24 protein-coding genes and 1 riboswitch are annotated in these 21,748 nt (G+C 42.9%); of the genes, 16 read left to right on the forward strand and 8 right to left on the reverse strand.

Annotation, left to right across the window (positions count from 1 at the left end; genetic code table 11):
- Positions 1-53: 53 nt before the first annotated feature.
- The gene (locus AC1RRX_RS17360; protein WP_119027147.1) at positions 54-1,091 is read left to right on the forward strand and encodes a flavin-containing monooxygenase; all 1,038 of its coding nucleotides are present in this window, start codon (positions 54-56) and stop codon (positions 1,089-1,091) included.
- A gap of 98 nt (positions 1,092-1,189) precedes the next feature.
- Here the strand turns inward: AC1RRX_RS17360 and AC1RRX_RS17365 are convergent, their stop codons facing one another.
- A complete protein-coding gene (locus AC1RRX_RS17365; protein WP_119027148.1) occupies positions 1,190-1,825 on the reverse strand; it encodes a hypothetical protein in 636 nt (211 codons plus the stop codon).
- A gap of 306 nt (positions 1,826-2,131) precedes the next feature.
- On the opposite strand from AC1RRX_RS17365, the gene AC1RRX_RS17370 reads away from it, so the two are divergent.
- From AC1RRX_RS17370 to AC1RRX_RS17415, 10 genes are all read left to right on the forward strand, one after another.
- Positions 2,132-2,926: a dihydrodipicolinate synthase family protein gene (locus AC1RRX_RS17370; RefSeq protein ID WP_032870452.1), complete on the forward strand. Its 795-nt coding sequence runs from the start codon at positions 2,132-2,134 to the stop codon at positions 2,924-2,926.
- Between the two features lie 143 nt (positions 2,927-3,069).
- Positions 3,070-3,273, forward strand: coding sequence for a hypothetical protein (locus tag AC1RRX_RS17375; RefSeq protein ID WP_007409550.1), 204 nt, complete (start codon positions 3,070-3,072; stop codon positions 3,271-3,273).
- Positions 3,274-3,423: 150 nt separating this feature from the next.
- Positions 3,424-4,473 carry a Cfr family 23S rRNA (adenine(2503)-C(8))-methyltransferase gene (locus AC1RRX_RS17380; protein WP_007409549.1) on the forward strand — a complete coding sequence of 350 codons (1,050 nt, stop codon included), beginning with the start codon at positions 3,424-3,426 and terminating at the stop codon, positions 4,471-4,473.
- 109 nt (positions 4,474-4,582) lie between these two features.
- Positions 4,583-4,963, forward strand: coding sequence for a YdeH family membrane protein (locus tag AC1RRX_RS17385; protein WP_032866838.1), 381 nt, complete (start codon positions 4,583-4,585; stop codon positions 4,961-4,963).
- Positions 4,964-5,050: 87 nt separating this feature from the next.
- Positions 5,051-5,154: riboswitch (TPP riboswitch) on the forward strand.
- Between the two features lie 77 nt (positions 5,155-5,231).
- Positions 5,232-5,696: a TIR domain-containing protein gene (locus AC1RRX_RS17390; protein WP_032866832.1), complete on the forward strand. Its 465-nt coding sequence runs from the start codon at positions 5,232-5,234 to the stop codon at positions 5,694-5,696.
- On the forward strand, positions 5,693-6,703 hold the full coding sequence (locus AC1RRX_RS17395) for a thymidylate synthase (protein WP_119027149.1): 1,011 nt from the start codon (positions 5,693-5,695) through the stop codon (positions 6,701-6,703). The genes AC1RRX_RS17390 and AC1RRX_RS17395 overlap by 4 nt, the downstream gene beginning before the upstream one ends.
- Positions 6,700-7,458, forward strand: a complete 759-nt coding sequence (locus AC1RRX_RS17400) for a class I SAM-dependent methyltransferase (protein WP_007409545.1) — start codon at positions 6,700-6,702, stop codon at positions 7,456-7,458. The genes AC1RRX_RS17395 and AC1RRX_RS17400 overlap by 4 nt, the downstream gene beginning before the upstream one ends.
- 14 nt (positions 7,459-7,472) lie before the next feature.
- Positions 7,473-8,291 (forward strand): bifunctional hydroxymethylpyrimidine kinase/phosphomethylpyrimidine kinase, encoded by an 819-nt coding sequence (gene thiD, locus AC1RRX_RS17405; RefSeq protein WP_032866829.1) that lies wholly within the window; start codon positions 7,473-7,475, stop codon positions 8,289-8,291.
- 8 nt (positions 8,292-8,299) lie between these two features.
- Positions 8,300-9,538: an HAD-IIA family hydrolase gene (locus tag AC1RRX_RS17410; RefSeq protein ID WP_020953905.1), complete on the forward strand. Its 1,239-nt coding sequence runs from the start codon at positions 8,300-8,302 to the stop codon at positions 9,536-9,538.
- Positions 9,539-9,726: 188 nt separating this feature from the next.
- A complete protein-coding gene (locus tag AC1RRX_RS17415) occupies positions 9,727-10,689 on the forward strand; it encodes an arsenic resistance protein (protein ID WP_119027150.1) in 963 nt (320 codons plus the stop codon).
- A 58-nt stretch (positions 10,690-10,747) separates the two neighbouring features.
- On the opposite strand, the gene AC1RRX_RS17420 is transcribed toward AC1RRX_RS17415, so the two are convergent.
- A complete protein-coding gene (locus AC1RRX_RS17420; protein WP_020955395.1) occupies positions 10,748-11,797 on the reverse strand; it encodes an NAD(P)-dependent alcohol dehydrogenase in 1,050 nt (349 codons plus the stop codon).
- 159 nt (positions 11,798-11,956) lie between these two features.
- Between AC1RRX_RS17420 and AC1RRX_RS17425 the strand changes: the two genes are divergently transcribed.
- A complete protein-coding gene (locus tag AC1RRX_RS17425) occupies positions 11,957-12,361 on the forward strand; it encodes a MerR family transcriptional regulator (protein WP_007409338.1) in 405 nt (134 codons plus the stop codon).
- Positions 12,362-12,584: 223 nt separating this feature from the next.
- Positions 12,585-13,874 carry a Na+/H+ antiporter NhaC family protein gene (locus tag AC1RRX_RS17430; RefSeq protein WP_119027151.1) on the forward strand — a complete coding sequence of 430 codons (1,290 nt, stop codon included), beginning with the start codon at positions 12,585-12,587 and terminating at the stop codon, positions 13,872-13,874.
- A gap of 30 nt (positions 13,875-13,904) precedes the next feature.
- Here AC1RRX_RS17430 and pdxR (AC1RRX_RS17435) read toward each other — a convergent pair whose 3' ends face one another.
- The gene (gene pdxR / locus AC1RRX_RS17435; RefSeq protein WP_119027152.1) at positions 13,905-15,287 is read right to left on the reverse strand and encodes a MocR-like pyridoxine biosynthesis transcription factor PdxR; all 1,383 of its coding nucleotides are present in this window, start codon (positions 15,285-15,287) and stop codon (positions 13,905-13,907) included.
- A gap of 117 nt (positions 15,288-15,404) precedes the next feature.
- On the opposite strand from pdxR (AC1RRX_RS17435), the gene AC1RRX_RS17440 reads away from it, so the two are divergent.
- The gene (locus AC1RRX_RS17440; RefSeq protein WP_039062687.1) at positions 15,405-16,025 is read left to right on the forward strand and encodes an FMN-binding negative transcriptional regulator; all 621 of its coding nucleotides are present in this window, start codon (positions 15,405-15,407) and stop codon (positions 16,023-16,025) included.
- 44 nt (positions 16,026-16,069) lie between these two features.
- Here AC1RRX_RS17440 and AC1RRX_RS17445 read toward each other — a convergent pair whose 3' ends face one another.
- On the reverse strand, positions 16,070-16,432 hold the full coding sequence (locus AC1RRX_RS17445) for a hypothetical protein (protein ID WP_119027153.1): 363 nt from the start codon (positions 16,430-16,432) through the stop codon (positions 16,070-16,072).
- Between the two features lie 224 nt (positions 16,433-16,656).
- The gene (locus AC1RRX_RS17450) at positions 16,657-17,847 is read right to left on the reverse strand and encodes an MFS transporter (RefSeq protein WP_025284320.1); all 1,191 of its coding nucleotides are present in this window, start codon (positions 17,845-17,847) and stop codon (positions 16,657-16,659) included.
- A gap of 259 nt (positions 17,848-18,106) precedes the next feature.
- Between AC1RRX_RS17450 and AC1RRX_RS17455 the strand changes: the two genes are divergently transcribed.
- Complete coding sequence (locus AC1RRX_RS17455; RefSeq protein ID WP_020955400.1) at positions 18,107-18,685, forward strand: TetR/AcrR family transcriptional regulator; 579 nt, start codon at positions 18,107-18,109, stop codon at positions 18,683-18,685.
- 77 nt (positions 18,686-18,762) lie between these two features.
- Here the strand turns inward: AC1RRX_RS17455 and AC1RRX_RS17460 are convergent, their stop codons facing one another.
- Positions 18,763-19,647 (reverse strand): DMT family transporter, encoded by an 885-nt coding sequence (locus tag AC1RRX_RS17460; protein ID WP_020955401.1) that lies wholly within the window; start codon positions 19,645-19,647, stop codon positions 18,763-18,765.
- A 126-nt stretch (positions 19,648-19,773) separates the two neighbouring features.
- Between AC1RRX_RS17460 and pdxR (AC1RRX_RS17465) the strand changes: the two genes are divergently transcribed.
- The gene (gene pdxR / locus AC1RRX_RS17465; RefSeq protein ID WP_119001714.1) at positions 19,774-21,162 is read left to right on the forward strand and encodes a MocR-like pyridoxine biosynthesis transcription factor PdxR; all 1,389 of its coding nucleotides are present in this window, start codon (positions 19,774-19,776) and stop codon (positions 21,160-21,162) included.
- Positions 21,163-21,227: 65 nt separating this feature from the next.
- On the opposite strand, the gene AC1RRX_RS17470 is transcribed toward pdxR (AC1RRX_RS17465), so the two are convergent.
- Both AC1RRX_RS17470 and AC1RRX_RS17475 read right to left on the reverse strand, forming a co-directional pair.
- On the reverse strand, positions 21,228-21,527 hold the full coding sequence (locus AC1RRX_RS17470; RefSeq protein ID WP_032866803.1) for a spore coat protein: 300 nt from the start codon (positions 21,525-21,527) through the stop codon (positions 21,228-21,230).
- Between the two features lie 15 nt (positions 21,528-21,542).
- Entirely contained in the window at positions 21,543-21,740 is a 198-nt protein-coding gene (locus tag AC1RRX_RS17475) for a hypothetical protein (protein ID WP_007409327.1), read from the reverse strand.
- Between the last annotated feature and the right edge of the window lie 8 nt (positions 21,741-21,748).

The following is a 21,748-nucleotide window of genomic DNA, read 5'->3' on the forward strand; positions in this document are numbered from 1 at the left end:
AGGGACTCACTTTGTCTGCTGACAATTAAGATAAAACCGGAGGGGGGATTCATATGTACGACACGATAGTAATCGGAGCCGGTCAGGCAGGAATCTCAGTAGGATATTATCTAAAGAAGTCGAAACAAAAATTTATCATTTTGGATAAAAGTCATGAAGTGGGAGAAAGCTGGAACAACCGGTATGACTCATTGGTTTTATTTACTTCTCGAATGTACAGCTCTTTGCCTGGAATGCAGCTTGAAGGAGACAAGCATGGACTCCCTTCAAAAAATGAAATTGCTGCTTATCTGAAAAAATATGTTGAAAGATTTGAAATCCCGATCCAATTACGGACAGAAGTAATAAGTGTCCAAAAATTAAAGAACTATTTCTTAATAAAAACAAACCGGGAAGAATATCAAACGAAGAATCTTGTGATGGCCGCAGGTCCTTTTCATACCCCTAACATTCCATCAATATCAAGGGATGTAGCCGATCATATTCATCAATTACATTCTTCACAATATAAACATTCAAAACAACTGGCGCCTGGGAATGTACTGGTAGTCGGCGGCGGGAATAGCGGGGCTCAGATAGCTGTTGAATTATCCAAAGAAAGAGTTACATATTTGGCTTGCAGTAATAAACCGGTTTATTTCCCTTTATGGATTGGAAAAAGAAGCATCTTTTGGTGGTTTGATAAATTAGGAGTTTTACATGCAAGTCATACATCAATATTAGGCAAGTTCATTCAGAAGAAAGGCGACCCCATATTTGGGTATGAATTAAAACATGCAATAAGACAGAAGAAGATCATCTTAAAACAAAGAGTCATAGCCGGAAAGCAAAATGAAATCATTTTTAAAGATTCATCTTCATTAGAAGTAAACAATATCATTTGGGCAACTGGTTTTAAGAATCCGCTTTGTTGGATGAAAATAGAAGGTGTTTTGGATAAGGAAGGCCGAATTATACATCACCGGGGTGTTTCAGCTGCGGAAGGATTGTATTTTATTGGTTTGCCTTGGCAGCATAGGCGAGGTTCAGCGCTGCTTCAAGGTGTAGGAAATGATGCTGAATACATTGTAAAACAAATGAACGGCGGATAGACAGAGGAGAGCAGTAACTTACGTGTTTACTGCTCTTTTTTGTGTTGAATAAGTCCGGTTATGTGACTGTGTAAAGCCGAAAAAATCTTTTGGCTTAATTAATAAGAAGATCCCTGACTCATTGATTGTGCAACATTCTGACGTACTTCCCGAGCTAACTGCGCGGCACGTAAGGAAGCCTGCCAAATAGCCGGACTCACTGCAGATTGACTGATGGATAATGCCTGTTGTGTGGCTGGAACCATTGGTCTTAGGAGATTTTCCGCCTCGTCTACAGATGACGCGTATTGGTGACCGGCTGCTCTTCTCAGGTCTGCTATCGCTGCGGGGAAGTTTGACCATAGACGAAGTATTGAATTCATGCAGCCAACCATAAGAGGAAAATGAGGAGCCCGGCCTTGTCCGGCGGCGAGAAGCTCTGCTGCGCCTAAAGCGGAATAAACGTGATAGCTCAACGGAGTAAGATATTTCGCGTGTACAGTATGAAGTTCTCGTAATCCCCAAGTGTCTGGAAGAAATCTGAATTCTGAACTCATACCGCATCCCAGAGCGAGTGCTCTGCTGACAGCCTGCAAGTGCTTCACTACCGCAGCCATTGATTGTTGAAAGGAGGATGAGTGTATTGGAATTTGTTGAATCGCAGATAAATGGCTTCGCATTTTAATATTTGCCTGACTTAAATCAGGCTGCTGTCTGTAATCATATACATAATACGGATAATAATAATAATACATATCTAAACTCCCTTTATGAATGACTTTTAGGAGCAGGATATGCACCCAGATTGTTTTTGATAAGGGCATGTGCCTAAATGAATCCATCAAATGTTGATGAGTCTGAATATTTTAGCCCGCCAAAACCAATTGGATAAAACAATTATGGCCGAAGCAATGAAGCAGGCTCTCTTTGCCTGCTTTTTTTGTGTGTCGGCCTTTACATCTGACATGTTGAGTTATCTGAAACTGTACCTTTTTAAATGTCAGACAGTGTTATATGATACTCTGCAGATATTCAAGAATATGTACTTGGAGGACATTCTCATGCGAAATTTTAATGTTGCTATCCCTACGCCTTTTCATGAAGATGAAAGTTTATATGTAGAAGGATTTGATGCTATTGTCGAACATTTGAAAAACAGCGGTATCCATTCGTTACTCATATGCGGTACGACTGGTGAACAGCATTCACTCAGCATAGATGAGCGTCTTCAGATCATTGAGTATGTTAATCAGCGAAAATTTGAAGATGTTGAACTGATGTTCGGTGTTTCAGCCGTAAGAACCAGTGATGCCGTCAAACTGATGAAACACATCGAGAAAACCAATATTGATTCTGTACTGATTGGTTTTCCTCCTTATATAAGACCGACACAGCAGCAAGCCGTTTATTACGTTGACGAACTTCTCAGTCATACCTCTAAAGAGGCTGTGCTTTATAATAACCCCGGCCGGACCGGTTTTAATCTGAGTGAGAAAGCGCTTAAAGACTTAATAAGCCGGCATCCCCGGATAAGGGGGCTGAAAGAAGGAGGAGACGTTCTGCGTCATAAACAAACAGAGTTCCCTGATCACTTTATTTTGTTTGCGGCAGGGGACGTTGAATTTCCGAAGATGCTGAGTAACGGGTGTAACGGCCTGTCAAGCATGGCCGGAAATGTCTATCCTGAAGAAATCAGAGAAAGCTTCAGCAGCTTATCAGAAAATAAACCGATTAATCTGGATCGAATAAACGATCTGATTGCTGAAGTGACAAATCATCATACTGTCATGAATATAAAAAATCACTATAGGAAGATTGGGATTCAAGCAGGCAGCTGCCGGTCACCCATTATATAAGAAATGTTCCGTCGCGGATAAGTGAAAAATGTGATCAGCGCGCTTTCTGTACTTGGATTAGGCTTAATAAGCAAGTTATATAATACTGTCATTAGCGGGGGCGTAAGCATTTGTTTAGCTTTACATAAGGGAAACCTTATGATATGGTGATTATTGCTAATATTGACAAGAAAGAGGTGAAAGCGATGATAACGATTTATGGAATTTTGTATGGTAAAAATGCAAAAATTGGAAACATCTTGGCGGACAAAGGGAGCAGTCTGTCCTTTTTTAAGCCAAATCACCATACAAAAACAGTTATCGGTGCTTTTTCTCTATGTCAAATAAACGATAATCCAATGACATAATGTCCTTGTTTATTTGTGCATGATGTTATTTAAGCGTAACACCGATAATTGTGTCGGTGTTTTTTTGTGCCTGATTTTAAAAAAAGGTTAGATGATCACTCCCTTCTATTTACTCAAACAAACAAGAGTATTATGGAAGGATGAGAAAACATGCAACAAAAAAACAAGTATATAAGAATTCAAGAGTTCCTGAAGCAAAATAAATTTCCTGATTTTAGAATGAATCAAATCAAAAATGCTGTATTCCAAGGGAGAATAAATCATTTCAATGAAATAACGGTTCTTCCTAAATCCTTGAGAAAATTGTTAATAGAGGAGTTCGGAGAGTCAATTTTAAATATTGCTCCTTTAAAAGTGCAGCATTCTGAGCAAGTTACAAAAGTCTTATTTGAAATTTCAGGAGACGAAAAAATAGAAACGGTTAATATGAAATATAAAGCCGGTTGGGAGTCATTTTGTATATCCTCGCAGTGCGGCTGTCATTTTGGCTGTAAATTTTGTGCAACAGGAGATATTGGTTTAAAACGCAATTTAACGTCAGATGAAATGACTGACCAAATTTTGTACTTTCACTTAAAAGGACATTCAATTGACAGTATTTCTTTTATGGGAATGGGAGAAGCATTAGCGAATGTACAAGTTTTTGATGCTTTACATGTGCTTACAAATCCGAAGTTGTTTGCTTTAAGCCCTCGCAGGTTATCTATTTCGACCATAGGTATTATTCCGGGCATTAAAAAAATCACTCAGGATTATCCGCAGGTCAACCTGACGTTTTCATTACATTCTCCTTTTAATGAACAGCGAAGCAAGTTAATGCCGATTAATGAACGCTACCCGTTATTGGAGGTAATGGACACATTAGATGAGCATATACGTGTGACCTCAAGAAAAGTTTATATTGCTTATATTATGCTGCCGGGAGTTAATGATTCTATTGATCATGCGAATGAAGTAGTAAATCTTTTAAGAAGCAGATATAAGAGAGGGAACTTGTTCCATGTAAACATCATTAGATATAACCCGACTGTTAGTTCACCTATGAGATTTGAAGAAGTAAATGAGAAACAAGTTGTAAACTTCTATAAAAAATTAAAGTCAGCAGGAATTAACGTGACCGTCAGAAGTCAATTTGGCATTGATATAGATGCTGCTTGCGGACAATTATATGGAAATTATCAAAAAAATAAGAACCAATAAATCAGGTGCAGAACTCGGTTTGACTTCATATTATTTCATTTGATAACATAAAATGGTTATTGTGATTGAAAAAAAGATACCCGTTTTTATAAAAAAAGGAGTCATAACGTTGCTGAAAAGGTTTTTTCTTGTTTTTCTTACACTGATAATGTCTATATTTGCTGTATTCGCGGCTGCTGAAGAGTCTCCCGGCGATCGTGTCATTTCTTTTGACGAGCCTATGATTTTATTGATCTCACTCGGAATCATCTTATGTTTGTTCATTCCTCCATTCGTCATGTCCTTTTTTGGCAGTTTGGTTGTGAGAATCATATCCGGAGTCTATCAATGTTTTATCGTCCTCACGTTTGCGGGGCTCATTCCGATTGGATTTCTGATCCCCAATGGCTTTTTGACAATTCTTGCTGCCGTACTGGGGACTTTGGTCAGTTCAGCGAGTGTTGCCGTGACCTTATTCGTTGGCAGGAAAAAAGAGGCCGGAAGGTTTTAAAACTAGTGGGTAAGCTGCAATATTGAAGGGAAAGTCATTGTTTGACTATTTATATGGAATAGCATAGAATTAAAGTAAATATTTATAAAAAGTCACTAGGGGAGCTTTAATAGCTGAGAAGAGACAATACGTCCTGACCCTTTGAACCTGATTTGGTTAATACCAGCGTAGGGAAGTGAAAAATTAGAGAGATTCTTTATCTTATCTATATTTAAGCCACTTTCCATAGAGGAAAGTGGCTTTATTTATTTTGAAAGGGTGATATGAAGTGGCGACTAAAAAAGTTTTTCTGGCAGGGCCTTTTAAAAGTTTAGTAGATGAGAAAACTGGATTGATGAGTGCGTATGAGAGGGGAAAGCTGGAATCATTAATTTCCTTTTTTGAGAATGAAGGATGGCTGGTTCATAATGCTCACAAGCGGGAAGGGTGGGGGAAAGATTTCATGACACCCCTTCAATGCACTAAAATTGATTTTGATGAAATAAGTACTTGCGACCTTTTTGCAGCATTTCCCGGATCACCCGCTTCTCCTGGAACACATATAGAAATTGGATGGGCTTCCGCCTTGAAAAAAAAGATCGTGCTATTTCTAGAAAAGGACAAGGATTATGCTTTCTTAATTCAAGGGTTACATGCAGTGGCGGATGTTGAGTACATCAGCTATAAAGATACAGATGATTTATTAGAGAACATTAAAAATACCTTTGCAGCATATAAGGCGGAATCTCAATGAGAAAGAGAACTTTTCATGAAGCATATACGGAAACGCTGTATGACATCTATCACAACCCTGAATTTTTCAATTCACCGCGCGGACAAAAAAGCAGAGAACAATTGAACTACCATCTGACTCTGGAAAATCCAATAGAACGTGTCACTTATTTATCCTCAAGAAAAACCAATATCGTGTTTAATTTTGCTGAAGTGCTATGGTATTTATCGGGGAGTAACGACTTAGATTTTATCAGTTATTACAATAAAAAAATGCCTTCATACTCAATGAATAAAAAAACATTAACAGGCACTGCGTACGGGCCTAAAATATTCGAATTCGGAAATGCAAAACTAAATCAATGGAATAGAATAAAAAATCTTTTGACACAAGAAGATATTGATTCAAAAAGGGCATTTATTCAAATATTCGATGCTTCGGAACTCTTCGTTTTAGAAAATATAGATGTTTCCTGCACAATCGGTTTGCAGTTTTTTGTGAGGGAAGGCGAATTATACATGTCTTCTGTCATGCGTGCAAATGATGCTTTTCGCGGGATGATCAGTGATCTTTTCTCATTTACCTTCATGCAGGAATTAATGGCCAGAGAACTGCGTGTAGAAGTCGGAGAATATTTTCATAATGCGGGATCAATCCATATTTATGATTTAGATCATGAATGGGCGAAAACGGTGCTTGAAGAAGCTGAAAATCACCATGATATTCCGGAATTTGAATTTCCGAAAATGCCTGAGGGAAATAACTGGCCGTCCATTGAAACAGTCTTAAAGTACGAAGAATTACTTAGGAAAGATCAAATTTCTATGACTAAAAACGATATTGAAATGCTTGATTTACCTGATTACTGGAAACAGATTCTTTTCCTTTTCAGTATATACCAGCATATTGCATATAAACGGGATATGGATCATTTTCTATTTCAAAGTTTACTTCCTATATATCAATTTTTCGTCAGGAATAAGTGGTTTCATTATTTCTCAACTGAGCAAAAGGAGGAAATTCAATGAAAACTTCATGGAAAGAAGACAGTGTTGCTGGTAAATTCGATGCTTATAACGACGTTTTAGAACAAACGTTAGGTTTTGAGTTTGTTTTTCGTACTTTTGATAAAGCGGAGATTAAAAAGGTGCTCGATTTCGGATGCGGTCCAGGAAAGGTAGCTTATAGGCTGGCTGACAGAATAGGCTGCAATGTGATCGCAGTCGATGAATCAAGGAAGATGTTAGATATAGCAAAGGCAAAAAGACAACATCCTCATGTGGACTATCATTTAATTGAACACGATAATCTTTCCTTCTTACCAGATCACTCAGTTGATGCTGCAATGGCCTGTTATGTTTTTATTAATACGGATAGTGACCAGCGTATCAAAGGTATCATAGATGAAATTTTTCGTGTGTTAAAACCAGGAGCTTCATTTGTCATACTCGATACGAATCCTGATTCAACCGGAATTGAATTTTCAACCTTCCGCAATGGAATACCGGGGAAAGAATATTCTTACGGAGAAGAAAGAAATGAATGGCTCCATGTTCCCGGACAAGCAGATTTAATTTTAAATGATTTTCATTGGCCGAAGTCAATGTATTATAAACTATTAACTCATGCAGGTTTTGAAAATGTAACTTTATCAGAACCAACGTTAAACGATATTGACCAAGAGCATGTAAAAGCCATAGAGAAAGAGTTTCAATTTAATAATTGGAAATGTGAAAAGGAATATCCGCCTTTTGTCATTTTTAAAGCAGTGAAACCTGCCTGAAGGAGGAGTGTAAGTTGACGGATATTTATAAAGCGCTTTCGATTGCTGGGACTGATCCTTCCGGAGGGGCGGGAATTCACGCAGATTTAAAAACATTTCAGGAACAAAAGGTATATGGAATGGCAGTTATTACATCAGTTGTTGCACAAAATACACTTGGTGTGAAAAGTTTTGAGGAGATGTCTCTTCAGAATATATCTCAGCAAATAGACTGTGTCATTGATGATATAAAACCGGATGCTGTCAAAACCGGTATGCTTGCAAGTATAGGAATTATTGAATTGCTGGCAGAAAAGTTAAAAGACGCAAATATTCAATCGTATGTGATGGATCCGGTTATGATTGCTAAAAGCGGACATCATCTGCTCCATAAGGACGCCATTGATTATTTGAAGAAATTATTAATACCCCAAACAACTGTTATTACACCGAACATTCCGGAAGCGGAAGTAATCATCGGGAAATCAATCGAGACTGTACAGCAGATGCGTGATGCGGCGAAAGAAATAGTGGAGGTATACGGGGCAAAAAGTGCTGTCGTAAAAGGGGGGCACCTGAACGGAGAAGCCCGTGATATTTTGTACTTTGACGAGGACTTCGAGGAATTTGTTTCTCCCCGCTTTGATACAAAGCATACTCATGGAACAGGCTGTACGTTTTCAGCTGTGATAACTGCAGAGCTGGCAAAGCAGCACAGCATACCGGAATCAGTGGCAACTGGAAAGGAATTCATTTCAGCAGCCATTAAACATCCCTTAGGAATCGGGAAAGGACAAGGCCCTACAAATCATTTTGCGTATCGCTCAACTATTAACCAAGAGACAACCGCTTAAGGAGTGTTATGATGATCTCCAAGAATTATGATGTATTTTTATTTGATTTAGACGGAGTGATATATATAGGAGATAAAGCTTTACCAGGAGCTGTGGCCTCTTTAAAACGACTCCGTGAAGAAAAGAAAGCCATTCGCTTTTTAACGAATGATCCTTGTGTTACAAGAGAAACGATTGTGAAACGCCTTCATAAACTGGGGATTTCAGCAAGTATTGATGAAGTGTTTACTGCGGGGTGGGCAACAGCTGATTACCTTGTCAGTGAAGGAATAAAGAAGGCATATATATTGGGAAATGACCAACTTAAAAGTGAAATTCAAAAGGCCGGTATTGATCTTACGGAAGATCAGGCGGAGGCTGTTGTCATTGGATGGGATCAAAATATTACATTTCAGGATGTGCATAAGGCAGTAAACCTCATCCGCTGCGGGGCTTCATTTATCGCTGCAAACGGGGATAAAACATTTCCTGCCGCTAACGGACCAGCTCCCGCGACAGGCGCTATAGTCGCGGCTGTTAAAACAGCAGCTGCTAAAGAGCCGATTATAATTGGAAAACCGGCGTCTTCAATATTTGAAAAAGTACTCGAGTCTTTTGAAGATAAAGAGAGATGCGTTATGATTGGGGATACGCCTGAAACAGATATTGTCGGAGCAAACCAAATAGGCATCACTTCCGTATTAGTTTCTGAACAAAATACTTTATTTCCTGCAAAACATGATTTTAGAAATCCGGATGTTGTGATCCGCGATCTGAAAGACTTGTTCGATAATGAAATAAAGGCAGAAGTACGGAAAAAACCGGATTTCCAATGGACAGAACAAGTGAAAGCCGGAGTCGCTGGAATTATAATTAAAGAATCAAGTTCCGTTTTATTAATGAAGCGTGCTGATAATGGTTTATGGGGCATTCCTTCAGGACATGTGGAACCTGGTGAAACAGTTGAACAAGCAATTATAAGAGAAATAGAAGAGGAAACTGGATTAGTGGTGAAAGTCTCTAAAATGATAGGCGTTTATTCTGATCCGAGTTCACAAACCTTTATATACCCTGACGGCAGAGTCAGCCATTTTATTACCAATTGTTTTCAATGTGACGTCATCGGCGGCACTTTGAAAAAGTCCACAGAGGAAGCTATGGAAATCAGATATTTTGATATCCATGAATTACCTGAACATCTCTTGCCGATGCACCCGAGATGGCTGGATGATGCTTTGGAAATGAAAGAGAATGCTTTTATTCGATAAGGAACAGTATGTCAAAAATATTTTTTGGGAGTTATTTACAAGGATTAACGGTTTTCAACCCGTTTTTCTCGGCCGCGTTCCAAAAACACCAAGTGTCACAGACCCTTGGTGTTTTTTAATTCCGGCAGAACCATAATGCAAGAGCGGCAGAAAAGAAGGTATAATGGGCGGAGAAGAGGTGTCAGCCAATGAAAATAACCAGAGAGACATTAGAAAAACAGCAAATTTGGATATATGGTGTGACTCTTGTAATCGGCGGAATAGCGGGGATCGCCGGGAAAGATTCAGGACTTCGCTGGGGATGGACGATATCACCGCTTATCGCTGTTCTCATGTATGCCATGTTTGCCCAAATCCCATTCTTGAAGCTGAAGGAAGCCATGTCAAACCTCAAGTTTATGGCGGCTTTACTAATCGGTAATTTCTTAGCTGTACCTGTCGTTGTATGGGTGTTAACCGCCATTTTTCCTCAATCTCCTCCTATATTATTAGGGGTTTGTTTGGTATTGCTTACACCTTGTATTGATTACGTCATCGTCTTTACTCAGCTCGGCAAAGGAAATGAGAGATTAATACTGGCTTCCACGCCGGTTTTGTTCGCCGTTCAGATGGTATTGCTTCCGTTATACCTGTGGCTGTTTATCGGGAAAGAAGTGATAGGGGCTGTTCATGCGGGACCGTTTCTGGAAGCATTCTTATTGTTAATAGCAGTGCCGCTGCTGGCGGCGGTGATGACTCAATTATGGGCTGATAAGAAGCCGGCGGGAGAAAAGATGCTGGAATGGACGGCCTGGCTGCCTGTTCCTTTTATGGCTCTGGTCTTACTGGCGGTCGTCGCCACACAAATCGGAAAGGTCATCAGTGATGCTGACATCATTATACGTGTGATTCCGATCTATCTGTTATTCCTGCTCATTATGCCGTTTGTCTCCCGGCTTATCGCATATGCGTTCCGTCTGGATACAGGTGAAGGAAGAGCATTGATCTTCAGCACGGGCACAAGAAATTCTCTCGCAGTCCTGCCGTTAGCGCTGGCTTTGCCGGATGCTTGGGCCTCATTAGCCGCCGCTGTTATCGTCACACAGACAATCGTTGAATTGATAGGCGAATTGGTTTATATAAAAGCGGTGCCCGGATGGCTGCTGAAATAAAAAATAATTTGAACTGAAAAAAACATACCAACAAATATTGGTATGTTTTTTATGTCGATTATAAAGTTGAAATATCAATGACGAAACGGTAGCGGACATCGCTTTGGAGAACCCGTTCGTACGCTTCGTCAACTTGATTGGCCGGTATCACTTCAATTTTAGGAGCAATGCCGTGCTCGGCGGCGAAATCAAGCATCTCCTGAGTCTGCGGAATACCGCCGACGAGTGAACCCGCAATGCTGCGGCGGCCCGTGATTAAGGAGAACACACTGTATGAGTCCGGCTTAGCGGGCGCTCCCACATTTACCAATGTACCGTCAATGCGAAGCAGGGATAAGTAGGCATCTACGTCAAGGTTCGCGGATACTGTATTTAAAATAAGATCAAATCGTCCGGCCAGCTCAGTAAATGTATCCGGATCGTTTGTTGCAAAGTAATGATCGGCTCCAAATTCAAGCGCTTCGTCTTTTTTGTTCATTGAGCGGCTGAGGACGGTGACCTCTGCGCCTAAAGCGTGCGCAAATTGAACGGCTAAATGTCCGAGCCCGCCCATTCCGACAATCGCCACTTTTTTGCCGGGGCCGGCATTCCAGTGTTTCAGCGGAGAATAGGTGGTAATGCCCGCGCACAATAGCGGGCTGGCAGCATCCAAATCCAGCTGATCCGGAATCCGGACAACGAATCTGTCAGTGACAACTATTTTCTGGCTGTAGCCGCCGTACGTAGGGTTTCCGTCGTAGTCCAGGTTATTATAAGTCTGAACAACGCCTTTTGTGCAATATTGTTCGTCTCCGTTCAGACAGTATTCACATTCCCCGCAGGAGTCTACAAAACAGCCGACACCCACACGGTCGCCGACGGCAAATGTGGTGACTTCTTCACCCACGGCTTCCACAACTCCGGCAATTTCGTGTCCGGGAACCATCGGAAAGATTCCGCCGCCCCATTCATCGAATGCACTGTGGATGTCTGAGTGACAAATCCCGCTGTACTTAATATCAATCAGGATATCGTGCGGCCGTAATGCTCTTCTCTCAATCGTTGTCCGCTCAAATTTAGCTTTTGCATGCGGAGCGCTTAATACACGAGTCGGATGATTATTGCACATGGTTATCTTCCTTTCCAAGATAAAGTGATGAATCCTCTGTTCGATTTTACTTTAAATGTTAAAGCGGACTTTAAGTCAAGGAGTTTGGTTTATTTTTTTATGAAATGATATTCTATAATGGCACGCTTATGAAAGGTATGAAGGACGGGTGGTAAAAATATGAAGATTGCGCAGGCTGCAAAGCAGGTTGAGTTATCAGCCGCAACGCTTAGGTATTATGAAAGTATAGGACTGATTCCTCCGGTAAAACGCGATGAAAGCGGCATCCGCGATTATGACGAAGATGATGTGAATTGGATTCAATTTATAAAATGCATGAGAAGTGCCGGGCTGTCGATTGAGGCGCTGATTGAATATACCGCTTTATTTATTGAAGGAGCCGATCATACGATCGAACCCCGAAAAAACATCCTTATAAATGAAAGGAAAAGGCTGACGGAGAAACAGAGGGAAATTGATGAAACCATAAAACGATTAAACAGGAAGATTGAGGATTACGAAGATATCCTTGAAAATGAAGCGAAACTTAAAAACAGATTGAAAGCTGAATGTATTTCTGAATGAAGAGAAGGTGTCCCGGACGCGGGGCCGCATGAAATGTACCAAGGGAAACGAGCCTTGGTTTTTTTATTTTCTAAAGAGTGGAAACAAAACAGCTTTTTCTATCTTATCAATCATTACTTATCCTTTTTTCAGCTTGACTTTTTTACTGCAGACTTTTAAAGTGTGAAATGTTGCTTAGACTGTGATTAGCGACTTTAATGCTGAAAAGAGGTGGTTTACCCAGATGAACAATAAAAAGAACCCTTGGGCGTTATTGCCTTTAGTCTTATTCGTAGGGCTTTTTGTCGGCTCTGGTCTGGTGACCGGAGATTTTTATAAATTGCCGATCTTGATTGCCGCGATCATTGCGTCAGCTTTTGCGCTGTTATTTAACCGGAAGAAATCGCTCAATCAAAAAATAGAATGGTTCGCTTCCGGTGCGGGACATCCTGATATTATCATTATGGTAATGATTTTTATATTGGCAGGTGCCTTTGCTTCGGCGGCTGAAGCGATGGGAGCGGTGCATTCAACTGTCAATCTTGCTTTGAGCGTTATTCCGCAGCAGTTTTTGCTGCCGGGGCTGTTTATCATTGCTTGTTTTATTTCTATATCGATGGGAACATCAATGGGCACGATTGCGGCGGTTGCGCCGATCAGCGCGGGTCTGAGCGGGGAGCTTGGAATCTCCGGCGCGATTACGATGGCGGCTGTGGTCGGCGGAGCTATGTTCGGAGATAATCTTTCTTTTATTTCTGATACGACCATCGCGTCAGTCCGGACGCAAAAAACACAAATGATGGATAAATTCAAAACGAACTTTCTGATTGTTTTGCCTGCTGCCATTGTGACTGTTATTATCTTATTTTTTATTCCGGCAGGCCACGTCGGCCATACGGGTGCTGAATCTTACAGCTGGATTAAGGTGCTTCCTTATGTCGCCGTGTTGGTTTTTGCGTTAATCGGTATTAATGTGATGGCTGTCATATTCGGCGGATTGGTTTTGACGGGGATCATCGGATTAGCGGGCGGCAGCCTGACGCTTGACTCTTATTTTAAGGCGATTACGGATGGAATTGCCGGAATGAGCGATCTGATCATCCTGTCCATGCTGATCGGCGGGATGGTCGGCGTGATGAAACAAAACGGCGGGATCGACTTTTTACTGGAGTTCATCACGAAACGAATCCGTTCCAAAAAAGGCGCCGAAGCCGGCATTGCCGGACTGGTCAGCGTGACGAATCTGGCTGCTGCCAATAATACGATCTCCATTATCGCAGCCGGGCCGATTGCAAAGAATATCGCTGATAAATTCAACATCGACAACAGAAAATCGGCAAGTATTCTGGATATCTTTTCGTGTATGATACAAGGATTGATTCCTTACGGCGCGCAGCTGTTATCAGCCGGGAAATTCGGGAATATTTCACCCGTCAGCATCCTGCCATACTCTTTCTATCCCGTTTTAATCGGAATCTGCGGCATCGCCGCCATCATATTTGGACTGCCGAAATTCACAAGAAATACGAAATAAAAAAAGGCGCCGTTCGGCGCCTTTTTTCTATCATGACAGCCAAGCATTTCTCAAAAGCTGTACGCCCTGTGTGATCTGATCCGTATCGAGATGGGCGAAACCCAGCTTTATGATCGGCGGTTCGGGTTTTTCGGCAACGAAATAAACGGCGGTAGGGTATACCTTCACTCCGTACTGAAAAGCGCGTTCGATTAATGTTTCTTCTGTATAGTTCAGGTGAACTCTCATCAATATATACAAACCCGACTGGTCGCCGATGATCGTCACATGACCGCCGAACTGCTGCTTTACATGTGAAATCAAGTGCTGCATTTTTCGCCTGTAAACAATGCGCATGCGCTTAATATGGCGGGTCCATTCACCGGCCTTCATCAATTCAGCCATGGTCAGCTGGTTAAGCGAAGAAGCGGTGCTTTCGAAATGAATAAACCGTTCTTTATACCGGTGCAAAAGGCGCTGCGGCAAAACCATATAGCTTATGCGGATGCCCGGAAGAAAGGATTTTGAGAAATTCCCTAAATAAATCACCCGGTCTGATTGAATGGAAGCAAGAGCGGGAAACGGCTGCTGTGTATAACGGAATTCACTGTCATAATCATCCTCAAGAATATAACCCTCTCTATGATTCACCCAATTGATCAGAGTTTGGCGCTGCTGAATGGACATGCTTACGCCGTAAGGGCTGTGATGGGATGGGGTCACATAGATTAATTTTTCTTTCATTGCATGTAATTGAGAAAAATCAGCTCCGTTTTCATAGACAGGCATCGTCTCCAGAGAAAGCCCGTGAAATTGAAAAGCCGCTCTGGCACCGTCAAATCCCGGGTCTTCAACGATCATTCCCGAAAAATCCTCTTTCAGAATCCGGCTGAGATATATCAGCATCTGCTGCGTGCTGCTGCCGATGATAATGGAATCCGCATCTGTTTTCACTCCGCGGGATTCCAAGAGATAAGCGGCAATTTGTTCACGCAGGTCTCTCTCGCCGAACGGTTCACCGTACAGGAAGCTTTTCTCTGATGTCAAAACTTGATTGTATAATTTTCTCCATGTTTTCAGAGGAAAATGCTTTTGATCGACGGCTCCGGCGCGAAAATCAATCAGGACCGGCTGAGTTGATTCGGTTTTTTCAGCGTAAACAACATCGTTTTCTTTTTGAAATATAGAAGGTTCTACTTCATTTACAAAATAACCTTTGCGTGTTTCTCCGCGAATGTATCCCTCCGCTAAAAGAAGATCATAAGCCATCAGCGTTGTATTGCGGCTTACCCGCAGGGAATCTGCCAGCTCCCGAATCGAAGGCAGCCGCTCATCTGCCTGAATATTTCCCTGCTCAATCAATGTTTTAAATTGCTCGTAAATTTGTTTGTATTTCGGGGTGTCGCTTTCGAAAGCGAAAATCATATTTTTCATCAGATGTTCTCCTCTGACATGTGTATTTATTCCTAACTGTACCTTTTTAAATGTCAGGTGATATCTTATTATAGCGGAAAGCGCTTTATCAATCCATGTTCGAGAGGAGAGTTTTGTATGTATATTCCCGCTCCATTTCAGCTGAGTGAAGCTCAAGCGTGCGATGTTATCAAAGAGTATGGTTTCGCAGCATTGTTTTCAACGGCGGAAGGCATGCCGTATGCAACCCACCTGCCATTGATGATGAGTAAGAATAACGAATGCTTATACGGTCATTTTGCATTGCCGAACCCCCAATGGAAAGAGATTGATGGCCAAAACGTGTTAGCCGTTTTTCAAGGGCCGCATTGTTATATCTCGCCTAAATGGTATGAGACGAATCAGGCTGTTCCCACATGGAATTATGTGGCGGTTCATGTTTACGGAGAGGCGGAGCTTTTGGATGAGGAAGAAACCGTGCAGTCGATGAGTGATCTCGTATTGAAATACGAAAGCCCCGACAGCCCGTACAAATTAGAGGATGTCGATGCGAAATTGCTGGCAGGCATGAACAAAGGGGTAAAAGGTTTTAAAATCAAAATCAGCAAAATAGAGGGGAAAGCAAAGCTGAGTCAAAATCATTCTGCTGCAAGACAAGGGCTGGTCGTACAACAGCTCAAACAGATTCCTCATACAAACGAACAGCTCATTTCCGGCTTGATGGAAGAAAACATCAAACAGATCACTGCGAACAACTGACAAGCAGAAAAACATACCGGCAGCAGGCGGTATGTTTTTTCAGGTTATGAAGCTTTTCTCAGGATGAATAACGACTCAAACAGCACATAAATCAACGGCGCCATTAAAATGAAGAAAGAATGAAAAATAGCATACGGTATGAGTAAGTAAACGATAAGTTTCAATAGAATGGAACACGTTTTATTGAATGTCCAGCGGTTCTTCAAGACATCAGTCATACATGCTGAAACAAGGCCGACCGTCAAATAACCGGCTGCTATGTACATATAAATAAAAAGGTAAAACGGATAAGAAGACAACTGCGGTGTGTCTTCCTGTGTCACTTTTAAACTCACATAAAAGACCAATAAAAAGCAAACGGACGAAACGAGAGCTAACAAAAGGTGTTTATATAAATACTTCTTCATGTGTTCACCTGCCTATGGCGCAATTATTTCTTAACATATTATGACATGGTTTTACCGCTGCTGAAAGAATCGGCAGCGGGCACGCGCCCGTCTATATGAGCGGGGCGTAAAGAATCAATATCATCTTTTCATGAATCGGGATTTTTTGTTCGGAAGGATGTAAAGAAGAATACATCAAAAAAAGCTGTCAGCTTGGTCCTGACGGCTTATTTTTGGTGAAAGGCTTATTTCTCCGTGGTGAAATAAAGCAATGCGATGACCGGAAAAGCGATTCCAATCCATAATGTGATACTCCACCCGCCTGAGGCGTATGCCCATCCTCCGATTGATGATCCTATAGCACCGCCCAGAAAGAAGATGGCCATAAATAATCCGTTTAATCGGCTGCGAAATTCAGGTGCCAACGAAAAAATGGCACGCTGACTGAGTACGAGATTGGCAGATACACCCATATCCAACAGGATAGCTGCGGCCACCAGAACTGCTATGCCGACGTGAGAGCTGCTTTGAATCATGAGCGGGAGTAATAAAGAAACGATGACAACACCGAGAGCGATTCCGGTGGCAAGCCGGGTCAAGCCGCGATCAGCCAGACGGCCGCCTATCGGTGCAGCCGCTGCACCTGCAATGCCCGCTAATGCATACAGCGCGATTGCCTTTTGAGAAAAATGAAAAGCAGGACCGGACAATAATAAAGGTACAGTCGTCCAGAACAAGCTGAAAGCGCCAAATACAAACGCATGATAAATGGCACGGCGGCGTAAGACCGGAGTCGTGCGCAGCAGCTTCCACATTGAACCGAGTAAGACGGTGTAGCTTGTGTTTGCTGTTGGTTTTCTGGCAGGAAGCACTTTTGATAAGACGATTGCCAGGACAACACTTAACGCGGCGGATAAAGCAAATATGGCATTCCACCCCCATATATCAGCGACCAGACTGGATATCGGACGGGAAAGCATAATACCGAGCAGCAGGCCGCTCATCACATTGCCGACAACCCGGCCGCGTGCGGCGTCCGGTGCAAGGTATGATGCGAACGGAACTAGCACTTGGGCTGCAATTGATCCCAGTCCGATGAAAAACGCAGCGGCTAAAAACAGTGTTCCATGCTTCGCAAATGCTGTCAGTGTCAAAGCGGCTGCGCTTAGAAGGAGCGATACAACGACAAGTTTTTTGTTTTCGATAATGTCTCCCAAAGGGACGAGAAACAGTAAGCCGGCAACGTATCCGATTTGAGTCAGTGTGACAATCAATCCTGCGCTGCTTGGAGAAAGCCCGATTGCCGCACTAATGAATCCTGCCAAGGGCTGTGCATAATAAAGATTAGCGACAATGATACCGCATGCCGTTGCGAGAAGAAGGGTTAAACCAGGTGAAATTCCCTGATCTGCTGTTTGTTTGTTTTCTTTAGCCATATGAATGAACTCCTTTTTAAGTGGTTTTTATGATGCTTTGATAAATGATTTGCTGATTCATCTCCTTTACGCAGAGGCTTTGGGAGTCTATGTTTCATCAAGATTTCCCTCAAGTTATTTTATAAACTGAACGTTTAGTTTCATTATAAGCAAATGATATACTAAACGTTCAGTTTTGTAAATAGGTTTCTGTTTTCTTTTTTTATACAGGTTAAGTATACTGAACGTATCGTTTATAATTCGGGAAGGAATGATTCATGTGCAGAGTAAACGAGGACGGCCGCGCGATGAAGGAACACATAAGGCGATTCTTTCTGCAGCCTATGATCTATTGTTGGAAAATGGCTTTGACGCGGTGACAGTCGATAAAATTGCTGAGCGTGCCAAAGTAAGTAAGGCAACGATTTATAAATGGTGGTCAAACAAGGCTGCCGTTATCATGGACAGCTTTCTTTCGACCGCTACGGACAGACTGCCTGTGCCCGATACAGGATCAACAGTGCAAGATATATTGACCCACGCCACGAATTTAGCAAGGTTTTTGACGAGCCGGGAAGGAACCGTTATTAAGGAATTAATCGGTGCGGGGCAGCTGGATGCAAAATTGGCGGAAGAATATCGCACGAGATTTTTCAAGCCCCGCCGCCTCCAAGCGAAAGGCCTTCTGGAAAAGGGAATTCAAAAAGGTGAATTAAGAGAGAATCTTGATATTGACGTAAGCATCGATCTCATTTACGGACCGATTTTCTATCGTCTGCTTATTACAGGTGATGAGGTGAATGATTCCTATGTGCATGATCTAGTGATGAGTGCGTTTAAGGGAGTTCAGCCTGTCTGAAAAATAGCCGGATCATGTGAAAGAGATACAGACTTCTGCTGCCTACGGGCGGAATATAATGAAAAGGCCGAACAAGTTCATTGTTCGGCCTTTTCTGATTGATTTGCGAACTGCCGGGCGGCCGCCACGCAAGCGATAACGCCGGCATTCACCGCCGCAAGTTCCCATCCTGCTTTTTCATGGAGAATCATGGCGGCCAGTAACAGTCCGAAGAAAGGCTGCAGAAGCTGCAGCTGCCCGACCGCGGCGATGCCTCCCTGGGCGAGTCCGCGATACCAGAATACGAAGCCGATCAGCATGCTGAATATTGAGACATATGCAAGACTGAGCAGTGCGGGCGCGCCGATGTTTGACCATGAGTCCGGCATGAAGCAGAAAGACAGGATGAACATAAGGGGGAGCGAAAAAACGAGTGCCCAAGAGATCACCTGCCAGTTGCCAAGCCGCCGGGAGAGGCGGGCGCCTTCGGCATAACCGAGACCGCACACGATAATCGAAGCGATCATGTACGTATCACCGAGCGGAGAGGATTCTCCTCCTTGCAGCAGAGCATATCCGGCTACGAGGATGCTGCCGGCAGCCGAGAAAATCCAAAAGACCGGCCTGGGCCGTTCGCCTCCTCGCAGTACGCCGAAGATCGCCGTCGCAAGCGGGAGAAGCCCGATGTAGACAATGGCATGAGCGGATGTGACATGCTGAAGCGCTAAGGCTGTAAGCAGCGGGAAACCGATCACGACGCCGAGCGCTACTGTTATTAGTGAAATGATGTCGCTTTTGGCAGGGCGTTTCTCCTGAAAAATGAGGAGCAGAGCGCCTGCCAATATACCGGCTATCGCGGCGCGGCATACGGTGAGAAATACCGGGTCAAAGTCCGCTACAGCCAAGCGGGTCGCAGGAAGCGAGCCGCTGAAAATGAGCACGCCGATAAATCCGTTAATCCAGCCGTTTGCGGCTTTCTTCATTCCAATCACTCCAATATATATTTCTAAACCCATTTTCAAAGTTTATAATGACTATAAACTGAAATTGGCCTTATACAAATGGCCAGTTTTTATAAAAAGAAGAATGCCAGTTTGGAGGGAGCAAAAATGGATATCACGCCATTTTTAAATAGAGATCTGGATATTCCGCTTTATCAGCAGCTTTATCGGCATTTTAAGGAAAATATGCATCAGGGCCGTCTTCCTAAAGGACTGAAGCTTCCTTCAAAAAGGCTTTTGTCAAGTCAGCTTTCCATCAGTCAGACGACTGTGGAGCGGGCCTATGAACAGCTTGCCGCCGAAGGCTATATTGTCAGTAAGCCGAGAAGCGGATGGTTTGCCGATTATGACTCGGACGCCGTCTATGTGAAAAAGCCGGGCGCTTCGCCTGTTCAAACAAAGGCGAAGGAAGACCGCCAATGGATTGATTTTCACTACGGCACTGTGGATGCCGCTCATTTTCCGTTTTCGGCATGGCGCAAAAGTATGGTTGCAAGCTTAGATCAATACGGGCATGAGCTGTATCGGCCCGGGGATGATTTGGGCGAGCTTGAATTGAGAACGCTCATTTCGGAGTACTTATATCAGTCGCGCGGGGTGAATTGTCGTCCTGAACAAGTGATAGTCGGCGCCGGGAACCCTGCTCTTTTGCAAATGCTGTGCAAAATATTTGAAGCAAATCTATCCATCGGATATGAAGATCCGGGTTATCCGAGAGCGAGGGAGATTTTTAAAGCCAATCACATGAAGATCATTCCGATACCCGTCGATGATGAAGGAGTCTGTATCCGGAAGCTGAATGAAGAGCGGCCGCGTCTTGTATATGTCACGTCTTCTCATCAATTTACGTTAGGAACGATTATGCCGGTAAACAGAAGGATTCAGCTGCTGAAATGGGCGAAGGAACATCAATCGTTCATTATAGAAGATGATTATGACGGTGAATTCCGATACACCGGCCAGCCGATCCCATCATTGCAGGGGCTTGATCAGCATCACCGTGTCATTTATATGGGAACGTTTTCCCAATCTCTGCTTCCTTCGCTGCGCATCAGCTATATGATTCTTCCTTTGCCGCTTATCGAAAAAGGCAGGGAAATCGCTTCTTTATATAAACAGACCGTTTCCTGCCACAGTCAGCTGACGCTGGCTCAATTTATCAAAAGCGGAGAGTGGCAGAAACATATTAACAGAATGAGAAAGCTGTACCGGAAAAAAAGAGCGGTATTATTAGAGGCCGTGCGGCGCGAGTTGGGACAATACGTCAGGATTCGCGGAGAAAATTCCGGACTGCGGATTTTACTTGACATTCAGCTGCCTTTCAGTGAAAAAGAGCTGATTGAAAAGGCGGAGGAACAAGGCGTCAAAATCTATCCCGTGTCTCTCACCTATCAAAAACAGCTCCCTGAAAAAACAGTTTCTCTCGGTTTCGCGGGGGTTTCTGAAACCGATATACAAGAAGGCATAAAAAAACTGAGAGCCGCCTGGGCGCTGTAAAAGGCAGCTCACAGTTTGAAATACTGAAGCTTGAGTCAGGGGTGCTGTCTCAGCAGCAAAACGGTTTATAGGACGGGCAGGCGGAGCGCCGTATCAATATTTTGTAAATTAAACCGGACTTGTTCATCTGTGTTCCACGGATGATACCAGCCTTTTTCCATCATATAGCGTGAGATTTGCTCATGCATGTCGATGGCTTCTTCTAAGTGACGGGTGAGGATCGCTTTCACTTCAGGCGTTCCGGCTTCCGTCGCCGCCATCGCATAGTTTCTGACACCGCTTTTTGCCGAATTCAATAAATCCATTGCGACAATTTGGTCTGTCAGTGCATTCATTCCCGTCAAGTATTCAATAATCGGATTCATTCGTCATTCATCTCCTCATTCATGCTGTGCATCAGATAAAATCGAGGCAAACTCCTGCAATTGCCTTGTTGATGTATCCGCATCCTGCTGCATGATTTCTTTCAGCTGCGGATCGGATACGAGCGCTTTCATGGTTTTGGACTTCGTCAGACAAAGTGACTTAAAAGAAGCCATCTCCTGAATTTCGAGTAATTCATGTAAGGCGCTGGCCATTTCTGTAG

This window comes from Bacillus sp. GW821-FHT11D08, from assembly GCF_058808515.1.